Source organism: Bradyrhizobium sp. USDA 376 (genome assembly GCF_054063675.1).
In genome coordinates, this window is record NZ_JBSSGN010000001.1 from 1,518,599 (window position 1) to 1,539,698 (window position 21,100).

The window sequence follows — 21,100 nt, forward strand, 5'->3', positions numbered from 1 at the left end:
TTGTTTTGACGCGTTTCTTCACGCGAACCGGCGTCCACTTCGCTCGAAAGCGCTTTAATCGGCGGCTGCCTGCGCCGGGACGATGTTTCCGATCATCGTCCCGATCTCCGTCTTCACCAGATCCGGCACGGCGTTCTGCACCATGTGGCCGAGATCGGGCAGCACGATCAGCTTTGCATTCGGCACCAATGCTGCAAACGGGCGCGCGTGTGTGCTGGTCTTCACCGTCTTGTCGGGCTCGCCGGCGATGATCGTGACCGGCGCCTTGATCTCGCCATAGCGCGCGACCTGCGCGGTCACCGCCTCCTTCAACGTCACCAGATCATAGGCATTGGCGATGAACTCGCGCGGGCGCAGCAATAGCGGCGTCGCGGAGTCCTGCACGAAACCATCCGGCATAACCTGCGGCAAGAACACGTTGCGCGCGCCGGCCTCGGCGACGAAATAGCCGAGCGGCAGCGTGATGGTGTAGGCGAGCAGCGGGCCGATGACAGGCCTTGCGATGAGTTCGTTGTAACGGCCGACGCCGCCGCGCCAGGGATGCGTGACGGGCGCCAGCATCACGAGGCCGGCAACGCGGCGGGGATGATCGAGCGCGATCCGCGCGCCGAGCGCGCCGCTCCAGGAATGCACCACGAAGACCGCGCGATCGATCCCGAGCTTTTGAAGCGCCTCGTCGATCATCCGCGCCTGGACCTGCGGCGTCGAATCCCGCCGCCGCGCGCGCGTGCTCCAGCCGTGGCCGGGACGATCGATCAGGATGACGCGATGGTCCTGGGCGAGGAGGTCGCCGAGCGGACGCCGCATCGCTTCGAGGTTGGAGCTCGCGCCATGCAGCATCACGATCGGCAAGGCAGCCTCGCGCGGACCGATGTCGACGACGTGAAGCACAGCGCCCTCGACCTCGATCATGCGGCCCTGCGGCGGAAAAGCGCGCTGCACGGCGATGACACCGGCTTGCGTGACCAGCGCCAGCAGAACCAGCGCCGTCACGACTGACATCACGATCATGGAGAGAATCCGGACGATCCAGGGCACTTCACAATTACGAGCGTGGCACGTGGCAGTTTCGCCCCGGGCACTTCGGCACTTCCACAGAAATTAAGGGGCTGTGGATATGTCCACAATTGCCAAACATGAAAAAACAAATGGAATCAATGATATTGCCCTGCGACACGCAAGCTTCGGACCAGCTTCATGCGACCGTCATAGCGGTTTCCATATAATCGCCATGGTCGGTTCCGCCATTTAGACGCGGATGGGCGCCGATCCTCCTTGCAGCCTTCAGGGGATGCGGGAAAGGCCGGCAGGATTTTTCCTGGTTTGAACCGGAGAATTTCGATGAGCTTCAGATCGAATGACACTGCGATCGACGAAATCGTCGCGAGCTGCAACGGCGACCTGCGCGGTGCCGTGCGGGCGCTGCTCCTGATCAACGAGCATCTCGAGGCGGAGCTTGCCAAGGCCTACGCCGCGGCTGCCGATCGCGGTCTCGCCGAGCGCGGCGGCAGCGTCCTGCATTAGTCCTGGTTCGTACTGTCCTCGGCCTTTTCCTCGTCGGGAGGGAGCGCAGGACAGGCGCGAATCGTGGAGCGGGCAAGCTTGGCATCGGCCCTGGACTTGTAGGGACCGTCGCCGAACCAGATATCGCCGATGATGACCGGATTGCTGGTCACGATGTCGCATCTGCCGGTGGCGCGATTGCCGACCACCCAGAACAGTCCGTCGGCAAAACTCATCGTCCCCGACGCGAGCAGCAAGCTACCCGCAAAGATCAAACGCTTCATGGCTTTGCTCCTGCGATGCAGGTAGGCCTGTGGCGGGGCCGGCAATAGGGCCAAAACGCCGCGTTTCCGATCGTGGTTAATCCGCAGGCGCCGCATTCACTCAAGAACTGATCGAGTTCTCAGCTAGATGTCGCGGCCTTCGACCTTCTCGGTCAGCGACTTGACCTGGTCGGGAATCTTCTCGAGGTGCGGATTGACGGCGAGCGCCTTGCGATAGGCCTCGAGCGCACGCTTCTCGTCGCCGACCTCCTGCATGATCATACCAAGGCCGGCGAGCGCGCCGAAATGGCGGGGCTCCCGGATCAGCACCTCGCGGATGTCGGCGAGCGAGCGGCCGTAATCGTTCTGCATGTAATAGAGCGTGGCGCGCCGGTTCCAGGCCTCGATGTAATCGGGCCTGAGCTTGATCACCGAATCCAGCAGCTTGATCGCGATCTCGATCTTCTGCGCATCGACCGCGGTCTTGGCCCGCGACATCAGCAGCGCCGCGGTGTCGCTCGGGGTCTGGAGCCAGATCGCCCAAATTCGCGCCTCGACATGCTTGGCGCTGGCCTCGTCGGGCGCCGCCTTCAGCGCGCCGAACAGGAAATCGAGATTCTTGCTGCGGTCGACCTTGGGCAGCTTGGGCGGCGCCTCCGGCAGCTTCTTCTGCTTGCCGGGCGGGCTCGGCGGCTCAATCTGCTGCGCCAAGGCTGGAGCAACAAAGGCCGGAGCGAGGCCGGTGGCGCCCAGAACGAGAGCCAGGCACAGCGTGCACGCGAAAGGGAATCTCACTGCCATGGTGAAAGTCTAAACGCGCAAAGCCGCCCTTGCAAAGCAAAGGCGGCGTCAAACTCGTGTGAGACCGTGGTCTTGCGGGGCGCGCGAAGGCGACCGCGAGGGCAGAAATCAGCCCTGGCGAGCCTTGAAGCGGCGCTGCACCTTGTTGATCACATAGACCCGGCCCTTGCGGCGGACCAGGCGGTTGGCGCGATGGCGACCGCGCAGCGATTTCAGCGAGTTACGGACCTTCATGGCAGAATCCTGAACGTTCGAAAGGCCGTGTTCGGCACTACCGTTTCGGCACGCGCGAATGTGGCAAAATGAGATCTTTCCCGCTGGCGGACCGACCGCCCGGGACGGGGCGGTTCTTAAGGCATGGCGGGAGGTCATGTCAATGTTAACTGCCCGGTTCCGAACCGGCAATTTCGTGAAAACAACCCCATGCACCGTAGAAATGGCCGGATCGGCCCGATCTGCACCACCAGAGGCCGAGCACAGCAACGACTTTTGCGGCCTCCGGTTTTGCCTCCAGCAACGCCTTGCCAAATTCGTTATATGATATAATCAATTTGGCAACCCGTCGGGAGGAAACCAATGCCGAAGCTGAAGCTGCCAAACATCGACGATGTCGTCGCCATCGACATCCACACCCATGCCGAGGAGCCCTGCGGCTGCCACGCCGACGACGGTTATGACGACTTCCAGGCGCAGATGGCGGAATACTTCAAGTCCCCGAACAAGCATCCGCCGACCGTGCCGGAGACCGCGGCCTATTATCGCTCCAAGAACATCGCCGCCGTGATCTTCCCGGTCGATGCCGAGCGCGAGACCGGCTTCCGCCGCTACAACAATTACGAGATGCTGGAGGTCGCCTCCGAGCATCTCGACGTCCTCATTCCCTTCGTCTCGATCGATCCGCACAAGGGCAAGCTCGGGGCACGCGAGGCGCGCAAGCTGATCGAGGAGTACGGCGTGCGCGGCTTCAAATTCCACCCGACCATGCAGGGCTTCTACGCCAACGACCGCATGGCCTATCCGCTCTATGAAGAGATCAACAATGGCGGCGCGATCGCGCTGTTCCACACCGGCCAGACCGGCGTCGGCTCGGGCATGCCCGGCGGCATGGGCATGCGGCTGAAATATTCCAACCCGATGTACATGGACGACGTCGCGGCCGATTTCCCCGACCTCAAGATCATCCTCGCCCACCCCTCCTTCCCCTGGCAGGAAGAGGCGCTGTCGGTCGCGACCCACAAGCCCAACGTCTACATCGACCTCTCTGGCTGGTCGCCGAAGTATTTCCCGCCGATCCTGGTGCGCTACATCAACTCGATTCTCCAGGACAAAATGCTGTTCGGCTCGGACTGGCCCGTGATCACGCCGGACCGCTGGCTGTCGGATTTTGCCAAGATCGAGATCCGCGACGAGATCCGGCCGAAGGTGCTGAAGGCGAACGCGCGAAAACTGCTGGGGATCTAATCCCGTTCGTGTCAATCGGCGGGGTCGCTTGCAGCGGCTCCGCAGCGGACGCAACATCAGGTCCGCCCAGAGCCGGGCCTCACGCACGCATCCCGATTGCTGGCCGAAACGGCGGATCGCTCTCGGGCGACGGCATTGGAGCGTAGTGATCGAAGCGCATCACACAAGTCGCCCGCCCGTCGCTCACCAAGCCCAGACTGTTCGCATAACCGAGCATGGTCATGAGCGGCGCTATCGCGTCGATCGCGGCAGTATCGTCTCCGGCGTCCCTGAAGCGAACCTGCCCACGCCGCAATCGCAAATCATCGGCGATGGATTCTGCGAATGCCGTCGGTGTGACCACCTCGACCTTCATGATCGGTTCGAGCAGGACCGGTTTTGCCATTTTCAGGGCTTCGCGAAAGGCTGCCCTCGTAGCGATCTCGAAGGCAAGTACCGACGAGTCGACGTCGTGATATCTGGCATCGATCAGTTCGACCCCGACATCGATCACCGGAAAGCCCGCAACGACGCCGCAAGCGAGGACGTCCTTCAGACCTTTTTCGACGCCAGGCAGATATTCCCTTGGCAGGACATCCTCGTCGACCTTTGACTCGAAGTGAAAGCCTTTCCCGGGATCGATTGGTCCGACGCCGAGCTTGACGGCAGCAAAATCGCCTTTGGGGCCGTAGATCTTCTTGTGAGTGTAAGTCACCTCTGCCCGCGTGGTGGGACGCTCGAGAAATACGACCCGCCACGCGCCGACAGTGACGGCGATCCCATAAACCCGGTCAAGAAGTTCGATTTTGCCTTTGAGATGACTTTCGCTCGGCCCCTTCAGCACAGTCTGCCCCGACTCGGGATCGAACGACACAATGAACGAGTGATCGTCGGCGGTGAGCTTGGCTAGCGCAGTCATGAGCTTCTCATGCTCCGCCCGCGACGCCGCCTCGATCGCGACCTCGACCAGCAACGGTTGCTTGATGACATCATCCTGCATTGGCCGATCTCGAACTTGAGTTCCGGGATCACGTCTTTAAAGACCGCAACGGCGGCGCCCCGATCGGCGGAAGACTACTCTATCCTCGGTTGATCAACCATTCGAAAACATGAGGCAACGCAGCTAACGGGCTCATTCGGGGAGCGGCGGAAAGCCTTCCGCGCCGCCTTTCGTGTTTGGATCGATATCGCGGGCAGGGTAAGGTCCTTGCGCCACCTTGCGATCCTGGAGGACCGGTCGATGCCCCTCAAAGCCGTCGTCTTCGACGCCTACGGAACGCTCTACGACATCCAGTCGGTCGCTGACGTCACCGAGGATGCGTTTCCGGGCTATGGCGAGATCATCACGCAGGTCTGGCGCATCAAGCAGCTCGAATACACCTGGTTGCGCTCGCTGATGCAGCGCTACCAGGATTTTGACGCGGTCACACGCGACTCACTCGCCTATACGCTGCGCGTGCTCGGGCTCGCCTATGACAGCGAAGCATTCGAGCGCGTGATCGCAAAGTATCTGCATCTCGATCTCTATCCGGATGCAACGAGCGCGCTTGCAGCCTTGAAACCGCGAAAACTCGCCATCCTTTCCAACGGCAGTCCGGACATGCTGAGCACGCTGGTGCGCAACACCGGGCTCGACCGCCTGCTCGATGCCACCATCAGCGTCGATGCGAAGAAGATCTTCAAGCCATCTCCAGAGGCCTACATGCTGATCGGCGAGGTGCTCGGCACCAAGCCGGATGAGGTTCTGTTCGTCTCGTCCAATCCCTGGGACGTTGCCGGCGCAAAGGCGTTCGGGCTGAACGTCGCCTGGATCGAACGGGTGACACCGGAAGCGATGGCGCTGGCTTGCGTCGAGAACGAACTCGTGGCACCGCTGACCATGTTCAAGGCGATCCGGACCCAGATGGACGAGCTTGGCTTTGCGCCGGACCACCGCGTCCGCGCGCTCTCCGAGCTGCCAGGTATCATCTAGGGATCACCCAGGTATCGCCGCCCGCCCGTGAGACTGGAATGAGCCTGCAATCTGTTCGTGCCTTCTTCGCCGAGAAAGCCCCAGACATTACCGTGATGGAATCGCCGATCAGCTCGGCCACAGTGCCGCTGGCTGCCGAAGCCTACGGCGTTGAGCCCGGACGCATCGCCAAGACGTTATCCTTGCGGATCGGCGAGCGCGTGATTTTGATCGTTGCCGCCGGCACCTCGCGCATGGACAACAAGAAGGTCAAGGCGCAATTCGGCGGCAAGCCGAAGATGCTAGGGCTGGAGGAAGTCGCCGACATCACCGGCCACGAGGTCGGCGGCGTCTGCCCGTTTGGCCTGAAGTCGCCGCTGCCTATCTATTGCGATGTCTCGCTGAAGGCGTTCGACGTCGTGGTGCCGGCTGCGGGCTCGACCCACAGCGCCGTGCGTATCACTCCGGAGCGGATGGCCGAGCTGACCGCGGCCGAATGGGTCGACGTCTGCGAGCACCGGCCCTAAAGCGCGATGAGATTGGGATGAATCGTCATCGCGCTTTAGGTTGTTGTTTACGCATGATCTTTCCGGAAAACCGCTTCGCACTTTTCCGGATCATGCTTTAGAGCCGCCTAGTCGTCGTCATCGTAATAAGGCGGGGGCGGAGGCGCGTTGTAATAGCGCGGGGGCGGCGCGACGCGGCCACGCGGCACCGGCTGCTGCGGCTGCGCTTGATTGTTGGACTGGAAAACCGCACGGCAGGCGCTCGATAACTGCGGTGTGTTCTGCTGCAAGCAAGCCACAATGCGGTTCCTGTCCGGAATCTGGTCGCTGCACAGCCGCCACACATCCGGCGTGCAGGCCATCTGCTGTTCCATCGTCCCGCGATATTCCTGTGCGAAGGCTGCGCCCTGCGCGACGATGCCGCCGATCGCGAGCGCCACACCGAGTGCAATCCGCTCTGTTCGCATGTCGAAATCCTTCTCGATTCCGTCGAATTCTCATCAATCAATGAGGCGCGGACAGGTTCTGGACCAACAACAAAATGTGAAGGCGGTGCCGGAACTTACTCCACCTTGCCGATCTTCTTCACCGCCGCGATCAGCCGCGCGCTGTCGGCCGCCACGAATGCGGAGAAGGCCGGCGCGTCCTGATAGGCGACGAGACTGCCTGATGTCTCGAAAGTCTTGAGCACGTCGGGGCTCGTCATCACCTGCGCCATCGCCTCGCGCAGCCGCGTCGCGATCGGCGCAGGAAGAGAGCTCTGCGCAAACAGTCCGGCCCAGATGTACATCTCGACGTCCTTGTAACCGAGCTCCTGGAAGGTCGGCACGTCAGGGAAGCTCGCGATGCGCTGCGCGCCGCAATTGCCGAGCACGCGCAGCTTGCCGTCGTCGACCTGCGGCTTCAGCGTTCCCGGCGCGGCGGCGATCGCCTGCACGGTGCCGCTGAGCAACGCGGTGAGCGCGGGACCCGCGCCGCGGAACGGCACGTGCATGAGCTTGATGCCGGCGCTGTTTGCGAACATCTCCATCGCCACATGCAGCGTGCCGTACGGTCCGGACGAGCCGTAGGTGATCTGGCCCGGCCGCTTCCTCGCATCCTCGACGAAATCCTGCGCGGTCTTCCATGGTGCCGAGGCCGGCACCGCGAGCAGCGTGGGGTCGGCCAGCACGCGCGCGATCGGCATGAACTGCGAGACCTCGTAGGCGACGGGACGGTCGAACAGCCGGTCGGCCTCCGGGAGCACCGCAAGCGAGGACAGCGTCATCAGCAGCGTATAGCCGTCGGGCTCGGCGCGCGCGGCGGCGGCATTGCCGACCGATCCGCCGCCGCCGCCGGCGCGGTTGTCGACGATGACAGGCTTGCCGAGGATCCGCTCCAGCGCCATCGCCACCGGGCGCGCCGCGAGATCGGCCTGGCCGCCGGCCGGGAACGGCACGATCATGGTGATGTTGCGCACCGGATAGGCTTGCGCGAAGGCCCTGTCCGGCCAGGCAGCCCGCAACAACGGCAATGCCGCAGCGGCGCGCAAGAGATCGCGTCGATCCATGGTGGTGCCTCCCCAGATTTTCTTTGTTTCTCCGGCCAGCCTAGCGCGGCGACCGGCAAGAACAAGTCGTTTACCAGGCATTAACCATGTCCGGCCCGACCCGGAACGCATCCCCGGACCCGCGGGTTGCCCTTCCCGGGAGGAAGTGATGCACAATCTTGGGACTATCGACGTCGCTCTGGACGAGATGCTGGTCAATCTCGCCGCGATTGTCTTGCGGCTTTCGGAGCCGGACGTGACGCGAACACCGGAAGCGCGGCGGGCCCTGGCGAAATCCGTCCATCAATACGCGGTCTGCGCGGCCCACTCGACCGACCCGCGTGTCCACGAATTGAAGGCGCGGTTGGAAGGGACGCTGAAGCCGAGCCTGCGCATTGTCGCGGTCAACGGCGTGAAGGTGTCTTAGCCCGGCCGCAAAGCGAGATGCCGTAGGGTGGGCAAAGCGAAGCGTGCCCACCATCACTCGCCGAAATGCCCCGCGATGTCTCGCATATCCCCTCCCCAATCCAAGGGAAGCGTGCCCTGCACCACATAACGATGGAAACTGCTGAGCGACCAATCGCGCACCCGGGTGACGAGGCCGTGCTTCACGGGATTGAAGTGAATGTAATCAACGTGCCGCTCCAAATCCGCGTCATCGCGAATGGCGTGCTCCCAATAGCGGCGCTGCCAGATACCCTTCTCGCGCTTCTTCAATTTGCTCATTGAAGGCGGCCCAGCCTCCAAGCCACGCGAAAATCCGCCTTTGATCAGATTCCAACGCGATGAAAAGTCGATGTCGCCCTCCGGCAACGTCCAAATCGCATGGAGGTGATCTGGCAAGATACAAATCGCGACCGTCTCGAATGGCTGGCGCTCAAAGACGGTTCGGTAGATTCGTCTCAAGCGATCAGCTTGATCGACGAGCAGCGTGCTCGATCGATCTGCGAGCACGACGGTGAAGAAGAACATCCTGCCCTGTGCCCGCCGATATCGAGACACTTGCGATTCCTTCAGACAAAGACGTGGGCACGCTTCGCTTTGCCCACCCTACGATAGTTTGCCTCGAACGATAGACTAGCAAGATGCCGTAGGGTGGGCAAAGGCGCGCTCTTCGCGCGCCGTGCCCACCGACCAAAATCACAGCACTTTCCCACCCTTCCCGCGCGGCCGCCGCTTGCATGTGCCCGGCAGCTTCGCCGCGAGGAAATCGCCGAGCGCTTCGACGCGCGCGGGACGCGGGCCGCCGGGCGGCGTCACCAGGTGCACGGCGCCTTCGGCCTGCTTCCAGTCCTTCAGGATCACTTCGACGGCGCCGGAGGAGATGGCGTCACCGACGATGAATTCGGGCAGCTCGGCGATGCCGAGGCCCGCGATCAAAGACGGCATCACCGCTTCGCCGTTGTTGACGCGAAGCGGGCCGCCCGGACGCACGCTGGCCTGCTCGCCGGCCGAATTGGTGTAGTGCCAGATGTTGGGCGTCGACATGTAGGCGTAGCTGAAGCATCTGTGCTCGGCGAGATGCATCGGATGCGTCGGCCGGCCGTGACGCTTCAGATAGGACGGCGCGGCCACTGTGAAGCGCGGCATGGTGAACAGCCGGCGCGCGATCAGGGACGAATCCGGCAGCCTCGCGATCCGCACCGCCATGTCGAACCCCTCGCCGATCAGATCCACGGTCGCATCGCTCAAATGCAGGTCGACCGAGACTTCCGGATAGGCCTCGAAGAACTCCGGCAGCAGCGGCGCCACCGCCTTGATGCCGAACGTCATGGGCACGGCGAGGCGCACCAGGCCGCGCGGCGCCACCGATTGCGCCAGCGCCTCGTTCTCCGCCGCCTCGCCGTCTGCCAGCAGACGCGTGGCACGGTCGGCGAGCTTGTGGCCGGCATCGGTCAGCGCGAGCCGGCGCGAGGTGCGGTTGAACAGGCGGGCGCCGAGCCGCTCCTCCAGCCGGGTCACGGCCTTCGAGACCGTCGCCTTGGACATCGCGAGCTCGCTCGCGGCTCCCGCAAACGACCGTAATTCCACGACTTTTGCGAAAATCGCGAGCGCCTCGAAATCCGGGAGTTTTGCCATCGGCCCTGATCCAATTGGGATATTTAAGGAAACAATGCGTTTCGACAGTTTCTATTTCTATACCACAGACGGAGGCTTATCCAAGGGTCAATCGCAAACCCACGGAATGGAGAAATCCAATGACCAAGAAGCTTTCAGGCAAGGTTGCCCTCGTCACCGGCGGCTCGCGCGGCATCGGCGCGGCCTCTGCCCGCGCGCTCGCCGATGAAGGCGCGGATGTCGCCATCAGCTACGTCGCCTCGCCCGACAAGGCGGAGGCCGTCGTCGCCGAGCTGAAGGCCAAGGGCGTCAAAGCCCGCGCCTTCAAGGCCGACCAGGCTTCGGCAAAGGACGTGACGCAGCTCGTGAACGATGTCGCCAAGGAATTCGGCCATCTCGACATTCTCGTCAACAATGCCGGCGTTGCCGCGGGCGGCGCGACCGACGATGCCAATGCCGACATCGACGCCCTCGCCCGTCAGGACCAGGTCAACGTGCATGGCGTGATCGCGGCGATCCGCGCCGCCTCGCAGTTGATGGGTGAAGGCGGCCGCATCGTCACCGTCGGCTCGATGCTCGCCGACCGCGCCTCGTTCCCGGGCCTTGCCGACTACGTCGCCACCAAGGCGGCGGTCGTCGGCTACACCAAGGGCGCGGCACGCGACTTAGGTCCGCGCGGCATTACCGTCAACGTGGTGCAGCCCGGCTCGATCAACACCGACATGAACCCGGACGACGACCGCGACTTCGCGGAAGCCCAGCGCAAGCAGCACGCGCTGCAGCGCTTCGGCCGCCCCGAGGAGGTCGCAGCCGGCGTCGTCTTCCTCGCAAGCCCGGAAGCCTCCTTCGTCACCGGCACCGTGCTCAACGTCGACGGCGGGTTTGGCGCGTAACGCCAAACCCCTCCCCTCCAATCAGGACCCACTTCCATGATCGAACTCAGACCTTTCGCAAAGCTCGGCGGCGCCGACCACGGCTGGCTCAAGGCCAAGCATCATTTCTCCTTCGCCAGCCATTATGACCCGAACAACATGGGACACGGTGCGCTGCGGGTGTGGAACGACGACGAGATTGCGCCGAACACCGGCTTTCCCGCCCATCCCCACGCCAACATGGAGATCATCACCTATGTGCGCGAGGGCGCGATCACGCACCAGGACAGCCTCGGCAACGAAGGCCGCACTGAAGCCGGCGACGTGCAGGTGATGAGCGCCGGCAGCGGCGTCCGCCACTCCGAATACAATCTCGAACCGACCCAGACGCGGATCTTCCAGATCTGGATCGAGTCGACAGCGCGCGGGGGACAGCCGACCTGGGGCTCGAAGCCGTTCCCCAAGGCCGACCGCTCGGGCAAGCTCGTCACCATCGCAAGCGGGTTCGATGACGACACGGACGCACTGCCGATCCGCGCCGATGCGCGGGTGCTCGCCACCACGCTGAAGGCCGGCGAGAGCGCCGAGTACGCGCCGCAGAAGTCGCGGCATCTCTACCTGGTGCCTGCGGCGGGTTCGGTCGAGGTCAACGGCGTCCGCGTCAACGCCCGCGACGGCGCTGCGATCCGCGACGAGGAGCGGCTGAGGATCACCGCGCTCGAAGACTCCGAGCTCGTGCTCGTCGACGCGGCTTAACGGCGGCGAGCCACATCATCTGCCGTCATTCCGGGATGGCGCGAAGCGCCAGACCCGGAATCTCGAGGTTCTCAGGTGCGCAATTGCGCACCTGAGTTCGATGCCATGCATCGCCCCGGAACGACGGAACAATCACGAACACTCAACTCATCACCCAACGGAGACCACACATGACCAAAGTTCTCGTCCTCTATTATTCCGCCTATGGCCACATCGAGGCGATGGCCAATGCCGTCGCCGAAGGCGCGCGCGAAGCCGGCGTCACCGTCGACATCAAGCGCGTGCCCGAGCTGGTGCCGGCCGAGGTCGCGAAAGCCTCGCATTACAAGGTCGACCAGGCCGCGCCGATCGCCAAGGTCGAGGATCTCGCCAATTACGACGCGATCATCGTCGGCACCGGCACCCGCTTCGGCCGCATGGCCTCGCAGATGGCGAACTTTTTGGACCAGGCCGGCGGGCTCTGGGCCAAGGGCGCACTGCACGGCAAGGTCGGCGGCGCTTTCACCTCCAGTGCGACCCAGCACGGCGGCCAAGAGACGACGCTGTTCTCGATCATCACCAACCTCCTGCATTTCGGCATGGTCGTGGTCGGCTTGAACTACGGCTTTGCCGGCCAGATGAAGCTCGACGAGGTCACGGGCGGTGCGCCCTACGGCGCCACCACGATCACCGGCGGCGACGGCAGCCGCCAGCCCAGCGCCAACGAGCTCGCCGGCGCACGCTATCAGGGACGGCAGATCGCGGAGACCGCCAAGAAACTCCATGGCTGAGCTGCACGGCTGAGCCTCGCAGTTAAGCTTGACGATCGACTGCATGGCTGATGCGACTGGGGCGGCATTCTCCTTCGGGAATGCCGCCCCATATCCGTGGCAAGGATATTCGACCACAAGCGATACGAATGGCTTTCGAACTCTTGTTGATCGTGCAGATGATCCGCAGGCCCGCGCAGGCGCTGGCGCGACGATGGTACTGCCGCAGCCTGTTCCGCGCCTCGCGCGGCCGGTTTCACTGCGCCGGGTGCACGGGATCGTGAAACGCGATCCCGCTAGGCCTGCGTGATGTCGGCGTGAGGCCGAACCGACTCCGTCGGCATGGGCGCTGGCGCCGTCGACAGCCACCAGCCCTCACCGGCGAACCAGCACGTCTCGTCGGGAGCCCCCTCTCTCCGGAGCGACTGCACGCTCTCCCATCCTCTTGCGAACGCCTCGGCCAGTCGCCGGCCGGCATCCGCATCCTGCAATCCCGCGCAGCCGATGAATTGGGCCCGGCCCAGGAATTTCGCCGGCCAGATCGCCCCGTCATCCGGGCGCGTGATCATCAACATGCCACCGTGCACACCTTCGGGCGCGAGCGGAAACACCAGCCGCCCGCCGGGCCGCAGCGCCTCCAGCCATTCCGTCGCCGGCTGTGCCGCGCCCGCGCAGACATAGATCACGTCCGCAGCCGGCAGATCGGATCCGATGCCCGAACGGTCGCGCACCTCGACATGAGCGACATCCTTCAGATTGTCGCGCGCAAGTCCCGCCAGACGTTCGTCGATCTCATAGGCGTGAACGCGGCCACGGGGGCCGACGAGATGCGCGAGGATCGCGGTGTAGTAGCCGGTGCCCGCGCCGATCTGGATCACGGTCTCACCCTCCCTGACGGCGCAGCCGCTGAGCCAGTAGGCGTGCGCACCGGGCATTCCGATATTGAGGCCGCGCGCCGGGTCCAGCGCCAACAGCGCGTTCTGGTAGATGAAGGCAGGATCGTCATCGGGCGTCACGACATAGGGATGGCCGCCGAAAGCGATCGACCACGGCCCGGGCCCGACGAAAGGCTCGCGCCTGACGGTCCGAAAGGCCTCCTTGAGACGGGGATCCGCAGACTTCGCCGCAGCGCAGATCAACTGCGCATAGAATGCGCGATATTTAGCCGAACGATCTTCCATGTCGCCTCCGGGAAACAAGGGCGACGATAACACAACGCGCGCGATCATCGGAAGATTTGCGCAATCGCGGGCCTTTGTAACGGCGTGGTGACGTGCCGGCCGCGTAGGTCACGCGTCAACGGCGTTCGGTTTTCTTCCTGACGAGGTCCTTGCCGATCGGCCGTGCGGGTTCGCTCCGCAGCACCAGCGAGGTCGTCACAGTGCCGAAACCGGCGATGCGGTCCACGATCGTCTCGAGGTCCTCCGGGGCAGGAACGAGCACCTTGAGCACGAAGCAGTCGTCGCCGGTGACGCGATGGACTTCGATGATGTGAGGAATCTCGCTGAACCGTTTCAGGCAGGTCTTGATGTGCTCGTGCGAGGTGCGCAGGCGCACCAGTGCCATCAGGCCGAGCCCGAGGGCGCGCGGGTTGATGCGGGCGCTGTAGCCCTCGATGATGCCGGCTTCCTCGAGCCGCTTGACGCGTTCGGAGATCGCCGGCTGGGACAGTCCGACGGAGCGGCCCAGCTCGGACAGCGGCACGCGCGCATTGGCTTGCAACGCCTCGAGGATCTTCAAATCCTTGGCATCGATGCTTCCGAAGCGATCCAACAAAATTCTCCCTTCCACCTTGAGATCATCGGCAGATGATCGATTTCGCCGATGACTTGCCATGTGATGCAGGACCGCGGTCGGTCACACTGCAACGTCACCTCAGATATCACGGGACGTTCATGCACGACATCATCACATTGCCCGGACTCGGCGGCTCCGGAGACACCCATTGGCAGACGCTGTGGGAGCGCACTGACGCGCGCGTCACGCGATTCCAGCCGGCAAGCTGGGACCAGCCGGACCTCGACGACTGGGAGCAAGCCCTGGAGCGCGCAGTCGCGCGCTGCACCAGGCCGCCTGTCCTGGTCGCCCACAGCCTCGCCTGCCTGCTGGTGGCGCACTGGGCGGCGCGCTTTCCGTCCGCGATTGCGGGAGCCTTTCTGGTCGCCGTGCCCGATCCGGATGGCGGCAATTTTCCCGCGGAGGCCATGGCGTTCAAGCCGGTCCCGGGCCGCGCGCTGCGCTTTCCCGCGCTGATCATCGCCAGCACGAATGATCCATATGGAGCGATCGAGGTGACACGGCGGCGGGCACAGGACTGGCAGTCCGGCCTGATCGTGGCGGGCGCGCTCGGCCACATCAATGCGTCGAGCGGGCTCGGCGACTGGCCGCAAGGACGCGCATTGCTCGACGCCTTTGGCGCGGGCCTTCCGAGGTGACGGCGAAACGGACGGCGTCCGTCAGCGCGCCCCCTTGCCCATCGCCCGCGCGGCAAAGGCGGCAAGCCGGGGGTGACGGCGCAGGCCCTGCGCGGCGTGGTCGCGCCAGGCAAAAGGCAGTCCGCGCCAGGATAGCGCGACGCTGGCATCGGTCAGCGGCACCTGCTCGGCGCCAAGCCGGCGCTTGTAGTCCTGATTGCCGACGCTGAGATCGAAGCGGCGCACGCCCTCTGCATGCAGCGCCGCCATGGTGCGCTCGGTCGCGAGCAGTCCGGGAGAAAAGTTCGCCCAGGTCTTGCCGCTATGACTGATGCGCAGCAGAAAGTAGGTCGAGCCGTAGCGGACGCCGAGCGTGGTCCCCACGATGCCCTTGTCACAGACCAGGGCCGAGATGACGGCATAACCTTCGGCGACACCCTGGCGCGCCACCTCGCGATAGAATCGGGCGTGAACATCGTCGTTCAGGACGAACGGCGAGCCAAGCTGCCTCATCCGCTCCGCCTGCTGCATGTCCATCACATCGAGAATTTCGCGCGCGCGCCCGGCATCCGTGGCGATCTCGAACCGCGCATTGCCGAGGCGGCTGAAGACGCGCCAGCACCGCGGCAGCTGCAGGCGCCTGATCGACGCCCGATAGTCCTCATAGTCGTCGCCGATCAGCACGAGGTTGCCGTTGACCGAGCAGGATCCGGCACGGCCGAGCGACACCAGCGGGTTCGGCTTGCTGCCGACCTGGGCCGGCATCTTCTTCAGGCGCAGCAGGTCGAAGCGGTCGGGCAAGGCGCGCAATGCGTCAACCAGCGCCTTGCCGATCGCATCCATCGCCGCTGCATCCGGCGCCGCATCGAGCGCCAGGATCGGCGCGTTGTTGTCGGAGACGCCGAGGTCGGCGAATTCGACGATGCGGCTGCCGCGCCTGACATGGCTGATCATCGGCACGAGCGCGATATCCTTGCCGGTCGCGACATCGGAGATCACGGCAATCAGCGGCGCGACGTCGCCAAACGCCTCGTACCAGGCGCCGAGCCAGTAATCATCCTGGAAAGCTGTGCGATGGCCTGCGTTCAGGCGCAATGCGGCCTGCCGCCAGTCACGCACGAAATCGACTGCGATTTCCGACGTGCTGGACGCAAGACCATCTGGTTGCTCGACGCTGAGAAACGTCATCCCCGGGACATACGATTACAGAATGCTTCCAGATAGATTATGTTTTGCCGCAGACCACAAGTGACGTCGCGGCTTATCGTTAAGCCAGTGCCACCACGGCGCCGCGACTGCGACAAGCTGTCAATGATCAGGTTCCGTCTGCGTCACGCATTGGAACCTTGCCAGAAAGTGGAGGCCTGCGACCGCAAGGGCGAACATGAACCAGATCGGATTCTGCCGTTCGAGCAGGAAGGTCTCGGTGGCGCCGTAGTACAGGCCGAACAGCCAGACAGTCAGGAACAGCTTTGCCAGGGCGCCGCTCCCGTTGTGAGCCTGGGCCGACTGGAAATTGCCGAGCGGCGCGAGCACGAAGACGAGGATCACCAGCGCCAGCCCCGGCAGGCCGATGGTGACCGCAAGATCGAGATAGGAGTTGTGGCTGTGCGCAGCCGACGTCGCCCATTCGGAGCCCTGGGCGGTCTGCCGCGCGGTGACGTCGTCCCAGAAGGCCGCATAGCCGTGACCGATGATCGGCTTTTCGGCGACGGCCGCGAGCGCAAACTCCCAGATGGCGGAACGGCCGGTGAAGGTGGGATCGAGCGGCAGCAGCCGCGTCATCGCCCCGAGCGCCGGACTCAGCACGCTGCCGACCGTCAGCAGGTTCATCACGATCAGCGGCACGAAGCAGATGAGCCGCTTCAGCCACAGGCTGCGCGTGACATAGACCAGCGACGCCAGCGCGTAGATCGCAAGGCACAGCACCGAGGAGGTCTTGCCGCCGGTGAAGATCAGGAAGATGCCGGCGAGCGCAGCGATGGCCGGCCCCATCACGAACGACCCGACGGCGGACAGGTAGATGCCGACATAGACCAGAATGGTCATCACAGGCGAAGCCACGTTCTTGTGGCCGAAGCTGCCGCGCCAGTCGCCGGCGAGCTGCGGCTCGCTGACGTCGAGCGCGGTGTGGATCGAATATTGCGGGGCGAGGACAACGCCGAGATAGCACAGCGCGAGCAGCGCGAGTGCGGCGGCGCCGAGGCATAAATTGAAACTGCGCTGCGTCGGCGGCAAGAGCGGCAGCAGGACGGCGAGCGACGTCACGCTGGCCGCGAGCACGAAACGCTGGATCGAGACGCCGCGACTCTCGGAGAAGACGATGTTGATCATCAGCCAGCCGACCAGGCACACATGCAGCGGTGTCACCAGGGTCTTCAGTGCGGGTGCATCCGTGAGCGCGACGAGCACCACCGCAACCGCAGCCAGCAGCCCCCAGGCGACATAGGTGAGCGCCATGCGTCCGCCGACGACGGTGGCCGCGTCCTCGCTGCGCAGGTCGGGAAACGGATCGAGCGTCACCAGGATGAGAAGCAGCGCCGCAATCGCGACGAGGCAGCGCGCCGCGCGCACGGCATTCAGCCCGGCAAGGCCGTCGCTCAGGACGTGGCCGAGCGACGGGGCCTCGACGTCAGTGGTGTCAGCGGCGCTGCGATCCATGGCTCAAGGCAGGTGGTGAAGCCGGCGGAAGCTTCAGGTCCTATCTCATCCCCATTAACCAACCGTCAACCAGCACGCACCTCTGCGGCCACGCCGCCCTGTCGCACGCTCCATATTTCTGCAGGCTCAATGCCGCCGGCTTAACGTTACTTGACGAAACCGGCACTGCGCAGCCTTTGCCCACAACGCTTCGCCGGTAATGCGGGTATCATCCGTGAGTTTTCGATCGCTGGCCCTGCCAGCTCGCCAGATGCGCCCCGGTTAACAGATCATTAAGAACGAGCCGCCGCTTGATCATTGCCGAAGACGTTCTCGAATTGCCGGCCTCCTCTCGCGTCGCGACGCCCGCGCGTCTGCCGCTGCAGATCGGCTCGACCATTTCGGTGTCCGTCGTCATTCCCGCCAAGAACGTTGCGGCCTATATCGGCGAAACCCTCACCAGCGCGCTGTCACAGGGCGAGGTGAGCGAAGTGATCGTCGTGGACGACGGCTCCACCGACGCGACCGTCGCGATCGTTCGCGCCATCCGCGACCCGCGGCTGCGCCTGATGAGCAACGACTCCGCCGGCGTGTCGGCGGCGCGCAATCTCGGCGCACGACATGCGAGCGGCGAGTGGCTGCTCTTCCTCGATGCCGACGACCGCCTGCGCCCCGGCGCGGTGGCGGCACTGCTCGCAACGGCGCGCGACGCTCCGCGCGCGGTCCTCGTCTATGGCGACTACAACACGATCGACAGCGAGGGACGGCAGATCGGCCGGCGCAACCTGCTGAAAGGACGCCGCAAGCCCTCCGGCGACGTGCTGGCACGGCTCGCCAGCGGCAACTTCATCGTCAATGGCGGCATCGCGCTCGCACGTACCGAGGCCTTCCGCGCCATCGGCGGCTTCGATACCTCGCTCAGATATTGCGAGGACTGGCATTGCTGGTGCCGCCTTGCCGCAATCGGCGAGTTCGAGTTCGCACCGAAACTTCTGCTCGATTATCGCCTGCACACGGCCAACACCATGAACGCAGCGGTGCGGACGCCGCAGGATTTCTTTCCAGCGATCGCGCGTGTCTTCGACGACGGTCTGATCCTGGCGAGATTGCCCGAAGGCACGGCAGCCGGCCTGCGCCTCGCCGCGGAGATTCATCTCGTCACCTATTCGGCGATGCAGGCGGTCCGCTTCGGCAGATATCGCGACGCTCTTGGCTATCTCGCAATGGTTGGCCGGCGCTCGCTCAAGGCACTGCCGCGCGCCGCGGCCAGGACAGCTCTGGCCCGCTTCGGCATCTAACTCTTCCCTGCTGCGTCAGGATACGACCTTCGAAGCTTCATAGGGCTTCGGTGCGAAGCCGAATGCTGCCAGCATGGAGCCAAGCGCGACCAACGCGGGATGCATGGCGACCACGGCCTTCGACGTCGCCAGCAGGCGAGCCGAGCGAACCAGCGATAGCGGCAACCGGACAAGCATCTGTGCGAACACCCGCATCCGCGCTCCCGCGCTTCGCGCAGCCTTGTATTGCACGCGATAATTGATCGCGCCGATGCGCAAGCCCCGCTTGGCGATCCAGCTCAGGCTGGTACGGCTCTGCGGCACGGTCTCGGTGATGACCGCCTCCGCCGTCCAATGAAACAGCATGCCGGCGTCGCGGCACCGCACGAAGAAGTCGCAGTCGCCGCCGCCGAGGAAATTGAAGCGCAGATCGAACGCGGGCTTGTCGAACCGCTCGAACGCGGCGCGGGTGATCAGGCAATTGCCGCAGCCGTAGATCAGCGGCACCGCGCCGCTGTAATCATAGGCCGGGCAGAAGGCGGGATGACGCGCAAGCCACGGCTTGCTGTCGTCGTCGAAGACCGGCAGCACCGGGCCGCCGACAACGTCGGCGCCGGTCGCCTCCGCGGTGCGGACCATCAGCTCGAGCCAGTCGGGCGAGGCGATCTCGTCGTCGTCGATCATCAGGAAGCGGGTCGCGGCGGGAAACAGCGCCTGCGCCGTCTCGAACGCCGCGTTGATCGCCTGGCAATTGCCCTGCCGCTGCTCGACGAGGCAGATGCCCTGGAGCCTGCCGTCGGCGAGATATTCCGCAGCGACCGGCGCGCTCTCGCGCTTTGCAGCGTCGTTCTCGACCATGACGACGGCAAAGGAACGCGGGGTGCGCTGGCTCGCGAGCGAGTCCAGCGTCAGCCGCAGATGCTGCGGGCGGCGGAAGCAGGGAATGCAGACGACGATGCCGACCGAGAGGTCGATGACGCGGGAGCTCGCCGCGATCTCCCGATTGGGATCGCGCACGGCATCCGAGATCCGGCTGGCGGAAAGGTCTGTCGGGATCAGCGTCATGACGTTCTAGATGTCCGAGATTTATTGAAAAAGCCCTGCATCAACCGCGCGGATCAGCGTTGTTCTGTGACGGCACATCACCGCGGGACAGATGCGTCCCAAAATGAACGACCGGCCTGGAAGCGCAGGACAGCAACACGTCGCCGATCAGCTCGCATACATGCACTTAACCGCTTTCGCGCGTTTCTCCTGCAAATCCTCGCGAACATGATAGTGCAATTCGCAGTCCACTACGCTGCGAGCGGGCCAACATGGACAATGCCGTAGTTAACGCCCATCCGCATTAACCCGACCGTAAGCACCGCGACCGGTGAAACGGCGCGGCATCAGATTTGCTCTTCGGGCATGCGAGTTTTTTCCTGTAAATTTGAATAGAACAAGCGCGGTCAGAAAATATGAACAAGCCAGCCACGATCGATTTCGCAACAGCCACGGCGATCGACGCCCCCGCGACCACCACACACGTCCAGGCGCTGCATGATCTGGTGCCCGGCGAAGCCCGCGACAGCCTGCTCGCCGTTCACGAATTGCTGCGCCGCGAGCTGCCACAGGGACCGCTCGCCATTTATGAAGCCGGTGGCGGCTCGTGCAGCGTTCTGCCGCCGGAATTGCTGAGCCGCAGCAAGGTCACCGTCGTCGACATCGACGAGGACCAGGTCCGCAACAACACCTACGCGGACGAGGCCATCCTCGGCGATGTGCAGACCTACAGTTTTGGCCGCGAAACCTTCGATCTCGTGATCTGCTACAACGTGATCGAACATCTGCCCCATGTCGACGCAGCGCTGCTGAACTTCCGCGATGCGCTCAAGCGCGGCGGGATGATCCTGATCGGCGCGCCCAATCCGCGCTCGCTGTCCGGCGTCGTCACCAAATATTCGCCGCACTGGTTTCACGTCTGGTTCTACCGGCACATCCGCGGCATCAAGGACGCCGGCCTGCCCGGCGAGCCGCCGTTCCCCACCTTCTTCCATCCACTGGTGACGCTGCCGCGGCTGGAAGCCTTCGCCGCCGCCAACGGCCTCGAGATGATCTACCGCCGTGAGGTCGAGAGTCCGCGCTATCCCGAGATGCGGCGGCGCAAGCCGCTGTTCGCGGCGCTCGTCGATGCCGGCGCCGCCGTGCTGAACGCCGTGCTCCCGCGCGGCACCGACGTCCGTCGCGGCGATTATCACGTCATCCTGCGGAAAAGCTGACCATGCGCGCGCAGCTATTTGCGAGCCGAGCGGAGCCTCGCGGCCACGCTGCGCGCGGTAACGAACCGTTAATCTCTGAGG

At 64.2% G+C, this 21,100-nt stretch carries 26 protein-coding genes; 12 read left to right on the top strand and 14 right to left on the bottom strand.

Annotation, left to right across the window (positions count from 1 at the left end):
* Positions 1-54: 54 nt before the first annotated feature.
* Positions 55-1,011: an alpha/beta fold hydrolase gene (locus tag ACVJ19_RS07065; RefSeq protein ID WP_453949625.1), complete on the bottom strand. Its 957-nt coding sequence runs from the start codon at positions 1,009-1,011 to the stop codon at positions 55-57.
* 330 nt (positions 1,012-1,341) lie between these two features.
* Here ACVJ19_RS07065 and ACVJ19_RS07070 point away from each other — a divergent pair, with 330 nt between their 5' ends.
* Positions 1,342-1,524 (top strand): hypothetical protein, encoded by a 183-nt coding sequence (locus ACVJ19_RS07070; protein ID WP_018648440.1) that lies wholly within the window; start codon positions 1,342-1,344, stop codon positions 1,522-1,524.
* Here the strand turns inward: ACVJ19_RS07070 and ACVJ19_RS07075 are convergent.
* The 3 genes from ACVJ19_RS07075 to ykgO all read right to left on the bottom strand — a co-directional run bounded on the left by ACVJ19_RS07075 (position 1,521) and on the right by ykgO (position 2,801).
* Complete coding sequence (locus ACVJ19_RS07075) at positions 1,521-1,787, bottom strand: hypothetical protein (RefSeq protein ID WP_453949624.1); 267 nt, start codon at positions 1,785-1,787, stop codon at positions 1,521-1,523. The genes ACVJ19_RS07070 and ACVJ19_RS07075 overlap by 4 nt on opposite strands.
* Positions 1,788-1,910: 123 nt before the next feature.
* Positions 1,911-2,567: a tetratricopeptide repeat protein gene (locus ACVJ19_RS07080; protein WP_453949623.1), complete on the bottom strand. Its 657-nt coding sequence runs from the start codon at positions 2,565-2,567 to the stop codon at positions 1,911-1,913.
* Positions 2,568-2,675: 108 nt separating this feature from the next.
* On the bottom strand, positions 2,676-2,801 hold the full coding sequence (ykgO, locus tag ACVJ19_RS07085; RefSeq protein WP_006611362.1) for a type B 50S ribosomal protein L36: 126 nt from the start codon (positions 2,799-2,801) through the stop codon (positions 2,676-2,678).
* A gap of 342 nt (positions 2,802-3,143) precedes the next feature.
* Here ykgO and ACVJ19_RS07090 point away from each other — a divergent pair, with 342 nt between their 5' ends.
* Entirely contained in the window at positions 3,144-4,028 is an 885-nt protein-coding gene (locus tag ACVJ19_RS07090) for an amidohydrolase family protein (protein ID WP_453949621.1), read from the top strand.
* A 79-nt stretch (positions 4,029-4,107) separates the two neighbouring features.
* Here the strand turns inward: ACVJ19_RS07090 and ACVJ19_RS07095 are convergent, their stop codons facing one another.
* Positions 4,108-5,007: a hypothetical protein gene (locus ACVJ19_RS07095; RefSeq protein ID WP_453949620.1), complete on the bottom strand. Its 900-nt coding sequence runs from the start codon at positions 5,005-5,007 to the stop codon at positions 4,108-4,110.
* A 240-nt stretch (positions 5,008-5,247) separates the two neighbouring features.
* Between ACVJ19_RS07095 and ACVJ19_RS07100 the strand changes: the two genes are divergently transcribed.
* Positions 5,248-5,979, top strand: a complete 732-nt coding sequence (locus ACVJ19_RS07100) for a haloacid dehalogenase type II (protein ID WP_453949619.1) — start codon at positions 5,248-5,250, stop codon at positions 5,977-5,979.
* A 38-nt stretch (positions 5,980-6,017) separates the two neighbouring features.
* Entirely contained in the window at positions 6,018-6,485 is a 468-nt protein-coding gene (locus ACVJ19_RS07105) for a YbaK/EbsC family protein (protein ID WP_453949618.1), read from the top strand.
* Positions 6,486-6,592: 107 nt separating this feature from the next.
* On the opposite strand, the gene ACVJ19_RS07110 is transcribed toward ACVJ19_RS07105, so the two are convergent.
* Together ACVJ19_RS07110 and ACVJ19_RS07115 are read right to left on the bottom strand one after the other, a co-directional pair.
* Positions 6,593-6,931, bottom strand: coding sequence for a hypothetical protein (locus ACVJ19_RS07110; protein ID WP_453949617.1), 339 nt, complete (start codon positions 6,929-6,931; stop codon positions 6,593-6,595).
* Positions 6,932-7,026: 95 nt separating this feature from the next.
* Entirely contained in the window at positions 7,027-8,013 is a 987-nt protein-coding gene (locus ACVJ19_RS07115) for a tripartite tricarboxylate transporter substrate binding protein (RefSeq protein ID WP_456739362.1), read from the bottom strand.
* Between the two features lie 148 nt (positions 8,014-8,161).
* On the opposite strand from ACVJ19_RS07115, the gene ACVJ19_RS07120 reads away from it, so the two are divergent.
* Positions 8,162-8,419 carry a hypothetical protein gene (locus ACVJ19_RS07120; protein ID WP_453949616.1) on the top strand — a complete coding sequence of 86 codons (258 nt, stop codon included), beginning with the start codon at positions 8,162-8,164 and terminating at the stop codon, positions 8,417-8,419.
* A 53-nt stretch (positions 8,420-8,472) separates the two neighbouring features.
* On the opposite strand, the gene ACVJ19_RS07125 is transcribed toward ACVJ19_RS07120, so the two are convergent.
* On the bottom strand, positions 8,473-8,994 hold the full coding sequence (locus ACVJ19_RS07125; RefSeq protein WP_453949614.1) for an REP-associated tyrosine transposase: 522 nt from the start codon (positions 8,992-8,994) through the stop codon (positions 8,473-8,475).
* A 138-nt stretch (positions 8,995-9,132) separates the two neighbouring features.
* Complete coding sequence (locus tag ACVJ19_RS07130; RefSeq protein WP_453949613.1) at positions 9,133-10,071, bottom strand: LysR family transcriptional regulator; 939 nt, start codon at positions 10,069-10,071, stop codon at positions 9,133-9,135.
* A 119-nt stretch (positions 10,072-10,190) separates the two neighbouring features.
* Here ACVJ19_RS07130 and ACVJ19_RS07135 point away from each other — a divergent pair, with 119 nt between their 5' ends.
* From ACVJ19_RS07135 to ACVJ19_RS07150, 4 genes are all read left to right on the top strand, one after another.
* A complete protein-coding gene (locus ACVJ19_RS07135) occupies positions 10,191-10,943 on the top strand; it encodes an SDR family NAD(P)-dependent oxidoreductase (protein ID WP_453949612.1) in 753 nt (250 codons plus the stop codon).
* A 36-nt stretch (positions 10,944-10,979) separates the two neighbouring features.
* On the top strand, positions 10,980-11,678 hold the full coding sequence (locus tag ACVJ19_RS07140) for a pirin family protein (protein ID WP_453949611.1): 699 nt from the start codon (positions 10,980-10,982) through the stop codon (positions 11,676-11,678).
* Between the two features lie 170 nt (positions 11,679-11,848).
* Positions 11,849-12,448, top strand: coding sequence for an NAD(P)H:quinone oxidoreductase (gene wrbA, locus ACVJ19_RS07145; RefSeq protein WP_453949610.1), 600 nt, complete (start codon positions 11,849-11,851; stop codon positions 12,446-12,448).
* Positions 12,449-12,576: 128 nt separating this feature from the next.
* Positions 12,577-12,711: a hypothetical protein gene (locus ACVJ19_RS07150; RefSeq protein ID WP_453949608.1), complete on the top strand. Its 135-nt coding sequence runs from the start codon at positions 12,577-12,579 to the stop codon at positions 12,709-12,711.
* 12 nt (positions 12,712-12,723) lie between these two features.
* Here the strand turns inward: ACVJ19_RS07150 and ACVJ19_RS07155 are convergent, their stop codons facing one another.
* Together ACVJ19_RS07155 and ACVJ19_RS07160 are read right to left on the bottom strand one after the other, a co-directional pair.
* A complete protein-coding gene (locus tag ACVJ19_RS07155) occupies positions 12,724-13,608 on the bottom strand; it encodes a protein-L-isoaspartate O-methyltransferase family protein (RefSeq protein WP_453949607.1) in 885 nt (294 codons plus the stop codon).
* Positions 13,609-13,723: 115 nt separating this feature from the next.
* On the bottom strand, positions 13,724-14,200 hold the full coding sequence (locus ACVJ19_RS07160) for an Lrp/AsnC family transcriptional regulator (RefSeq protein ID WP_453949606.1): 477 nt from the start codon (positions 14,198-14,200) through the stop codon (positions 13,724-13,726).
* 122 nt (positions 14,201-14,322) lie between these two features.
* Here ACVJ19_RS07160 and ACVJ19_RS07165 point away from each other — a divergent pair, with 122 nt between their 5' ends.
* Entirely contained in the window at positions 14,323-14,862 is a 540-nt protein-coding gene (locus ACVJ19_RS07165) for an RBBP9/YdeN family alpha/beta hydrolase (protein WP_453949605.1), read from the top strand.
* A gap of 21 nt (positions 14,863-14,883) precedes the next feature.
* Here ACVJ19_RS07165 and ACVJ19_RS07170 read toward each other — a convergent pair whose 3' ends face one another.
* Entirely contained in the window at positions 14,884-16,029 is a 1,146-nt protein-coding gene (locus ACVJ19_RS07170; RefSeq protein WP_453949604.1) for a GNAT family N-acetyltransferase, read from the bottom strand.
* Between the two features lie 120 nt (positions 16,030-16,149).
* Positions 16,150-17,502 carry an O-antigen ligase family protein gene (locus ACVJ19_RS07175; protein WP_453949603.1) on the bottom strand — a complete coding sequence of 451 codons (1,353 nt, stop codon included), beginning with the start codon at positions 17,500-17,502 and terminating at the stop codon, positions 16,150-16,152.
* Between the two features lie 290 nt (positions 17,503-17,792).
* On the opposite strand from ACVJ19_RS07175, the gene ACVJ19_RS07180 reads away from it, so the two are divergent.
* Positions 17,793-18,779 (top strand): glycosyltransferase, encoded by a 987-nt coding sequence (locus ACVJ19_RS07180; RefSeq protein WP_453949602.1) that lies wholly within the window; start codon positions 17,793-17,795, stop codon positions 18,777-18,779.
* 15 nt (positions 18,780-18,794) lie between these two features.
* Here the strand turns inward: ACVJ19_RS07180 and ACVJ19_RS07185 are convergent, their stop codons facing one another.
* Entirely contained in the window at positions 18,795-19,823 is a 1,029-nt protein-coding gene (locus ACVJ19_RS07185) for a glycosyltransferase family 2 protein (protein WP_453949601.1), read from the bottom strand.
* A 395-nt stretch (positions 19,824-20,218) separates the two neighbouring features.
* On the opposite strand from ACVJ19_RS07185, the gene ACVJ19_RS07190 reads away from it, so the two are divergent.
* Positions 20,219-21,019, top strand: coding sequence for a class I SAM-dependent methyltransferase (locus tag ACVJ19_RS07190; RefSeq protein WP_453949600.1), 801 nt, complete (start codon positions 20,219-20,221; stop codon positions 21,017-21,019).
* Positions 21,020-21,100 lie beyond the last annotated feature (81 nt).

What these genes read in the sequence shown, in the direction of transcription:
- ACVJ19_RS07150 (WP_453949608.1), top strand. Translation starts at nt 12,577, where the DNA reads ATGGCTTTCGAACTCTTGTTGATCGTGCAGATGATCCGCAGGCCCGCG.
- ACVJ19_RS07115 (WP_456739362.1), bottom strand. Translation starts at nt 8,013, where the DNA reads ATGGATCGACGCGATCTCTTGCGCGCCGCTGCGGCATTGCCGTTGTTG.
- ACVJ19_RS07165 (WP_453949605.1), top strand. Translation starts at nt 14,323, where the DNA reads ATGCACGACATCATCACATTGCCCGGACTCGGCGGCTCCGGAGACACC.
- ACVJ19_RS07110 (WP_453949617.1), bottom strand. Translation starts at nt 6,931, where the DNA reads ATGCGAACAGAGCGGATTGCACTCGGTGTGGCGCTCGCGATCGGCGGC.
- ACVJ19_RS07170 (WP_453949604.1), bottom strand. Translation starts at nt 16,029, where the DNA reads ATGACGTTTCTCAGCGTCGAGCAACCAGATGGTCTTGCGTCCAGCACG.
- ACVJ19_RS07120 (WP_453949616.1), top strand. Translation starts at nt 8,162, where the DNA reads ATGCACAATCTTGGGACTATCGACGTCGCTCTGGACGAGATGCTGGTC.
- ACVJ19_RS07135 (WP_453949612.1), top strand. Translation starts at nt 10,191, where the DNA reads ATGACCAAGAAGCTTTCAGGCAAGGTTGCCCTCGTCACCGGCGGCTCG.
- ACVJ19_RS07105 (WP_453949618.1), top strand. Translation starts at nt 6,018, where the DNA reads ATGAGCCTGCAATCTGTTCGTGCCTTCTTCGCCGAGAAAGCCCCAGAC.
- ACVJ19_RS07095 (WP_453949620.1), bottom strand. Translation starts at nt 5,007, where the DNA reads ATGCAGGATGATGTCATCAAGCAACCGTTGCTGGTCGAGGTCGCGATC.
- ACVJ19_RS07070 (WP_018648440.1), top strand. Translation starts at nt 1,342, where the DNA reads ATGAGCTTCAGATCGAATGACACTGCGATCGACGAAATCGTCGCGAGC.
- ACVJ19_RS07155 (WP_453949607.1), bottom strand. Translation starts at nt 13,608, where the DNA reads ATGGAAGATCGTTCGGCTAAATATCGCGCATTCTATGCGCAGTTGATC.
- ACVJ19_RS07130 (WP_453949613.1), bottom strand. Translation starts at nt 10,071, where the DNA reads ATGGCAAAACTCCCGGATTTCGAGGCGCTCGCGATTTTCGCAAAAGTC.
- ACVJ19_RS07075 (WP_453949624.1), bottom strand. Translation starts at nt 1,787, where the DNA reads ATGAAGCGTTTGATCTTTGCGGGTAGCTTGCTGCTCGCGTCGGGGACG.
- ACVJ19_RS07140 (WP_453949611.1), top strand. Translation starts at nt 10,980, where the DNA reads ATGATCGAACTCAGACCTTTCGCAAAGCTCGGCGGCGCCGACCACGGC.
- ACVJ19_RS07080 (WP_453949623.1), bottom strand. Translation starts at nt 2,567, where the DNA reads ATGGCAGTGAGATTCCCTTTCGCGTGCACGCTGTGCCTGGCTCTCGTT.
- ACVJ19_RS07090 (WP_453949621.1), top strand. Translation starts at nt 3,144, where the DNA reads ATGCCGAAGCTGAAGCTGCCAAACATCGACGATGTCGTCGCCATCGAC.
- ACVJ19_RS07100 (WP_453949619.1), top strand. Translation starts at nt 5,248, where the DNA reads ATGCCCCTCAAAGCCGTCGTCTTCGACGCCTACGGAACGCTCTACGAC.
- ACVJ19_RS07185 (WP_453949601.1), bottom strand. Translation starts at nt 19,823, where the DNA reads ATGACGCTGATCCCGACAGACCTTTCCGCCAGCCGGATCTCGGATGCC.
- ACVJ19_RS07175 (WP_453949603.1), bottom strand. Translation starts at nt 17,502, where the DNA reads ATGGATCGCAGCGCCGCTGACACCACTGACGTCGAGGCCCCGTCGCTC.
- wrbA (WP_453949610.1), top strand. Translation starts at nt 11,849, where the DNA reads ATGACCAAAGTTCTCGTCCTCTATTATTCCGCCTATGGCCACATCGAG.
- ykgO (WP_006611362.1), bottom strand. Translation starts at nt 2,801, where the DNA reads ATGAAGGTCCGTAACTCGCTGAAATCGCTGCGCGGTCGCCATCGCGCC.
- ACVJ19_RS07065 (WP_453949625.1), bottom strand. Translation starts at nt 1,011, where the DNA reads ATGATCGTGATGTCAGTCGTGACGGCGCTGGTTCTGCTGGCGCTGGTC.
- ACVJ19_RS07190 (WP_453949600.1), top strand. Translation starts at nt 20,219, where the DNA reads ATGAACAAGCCAGCCACGATCGATTTCGCAACAGCCACGGCGATCGAC.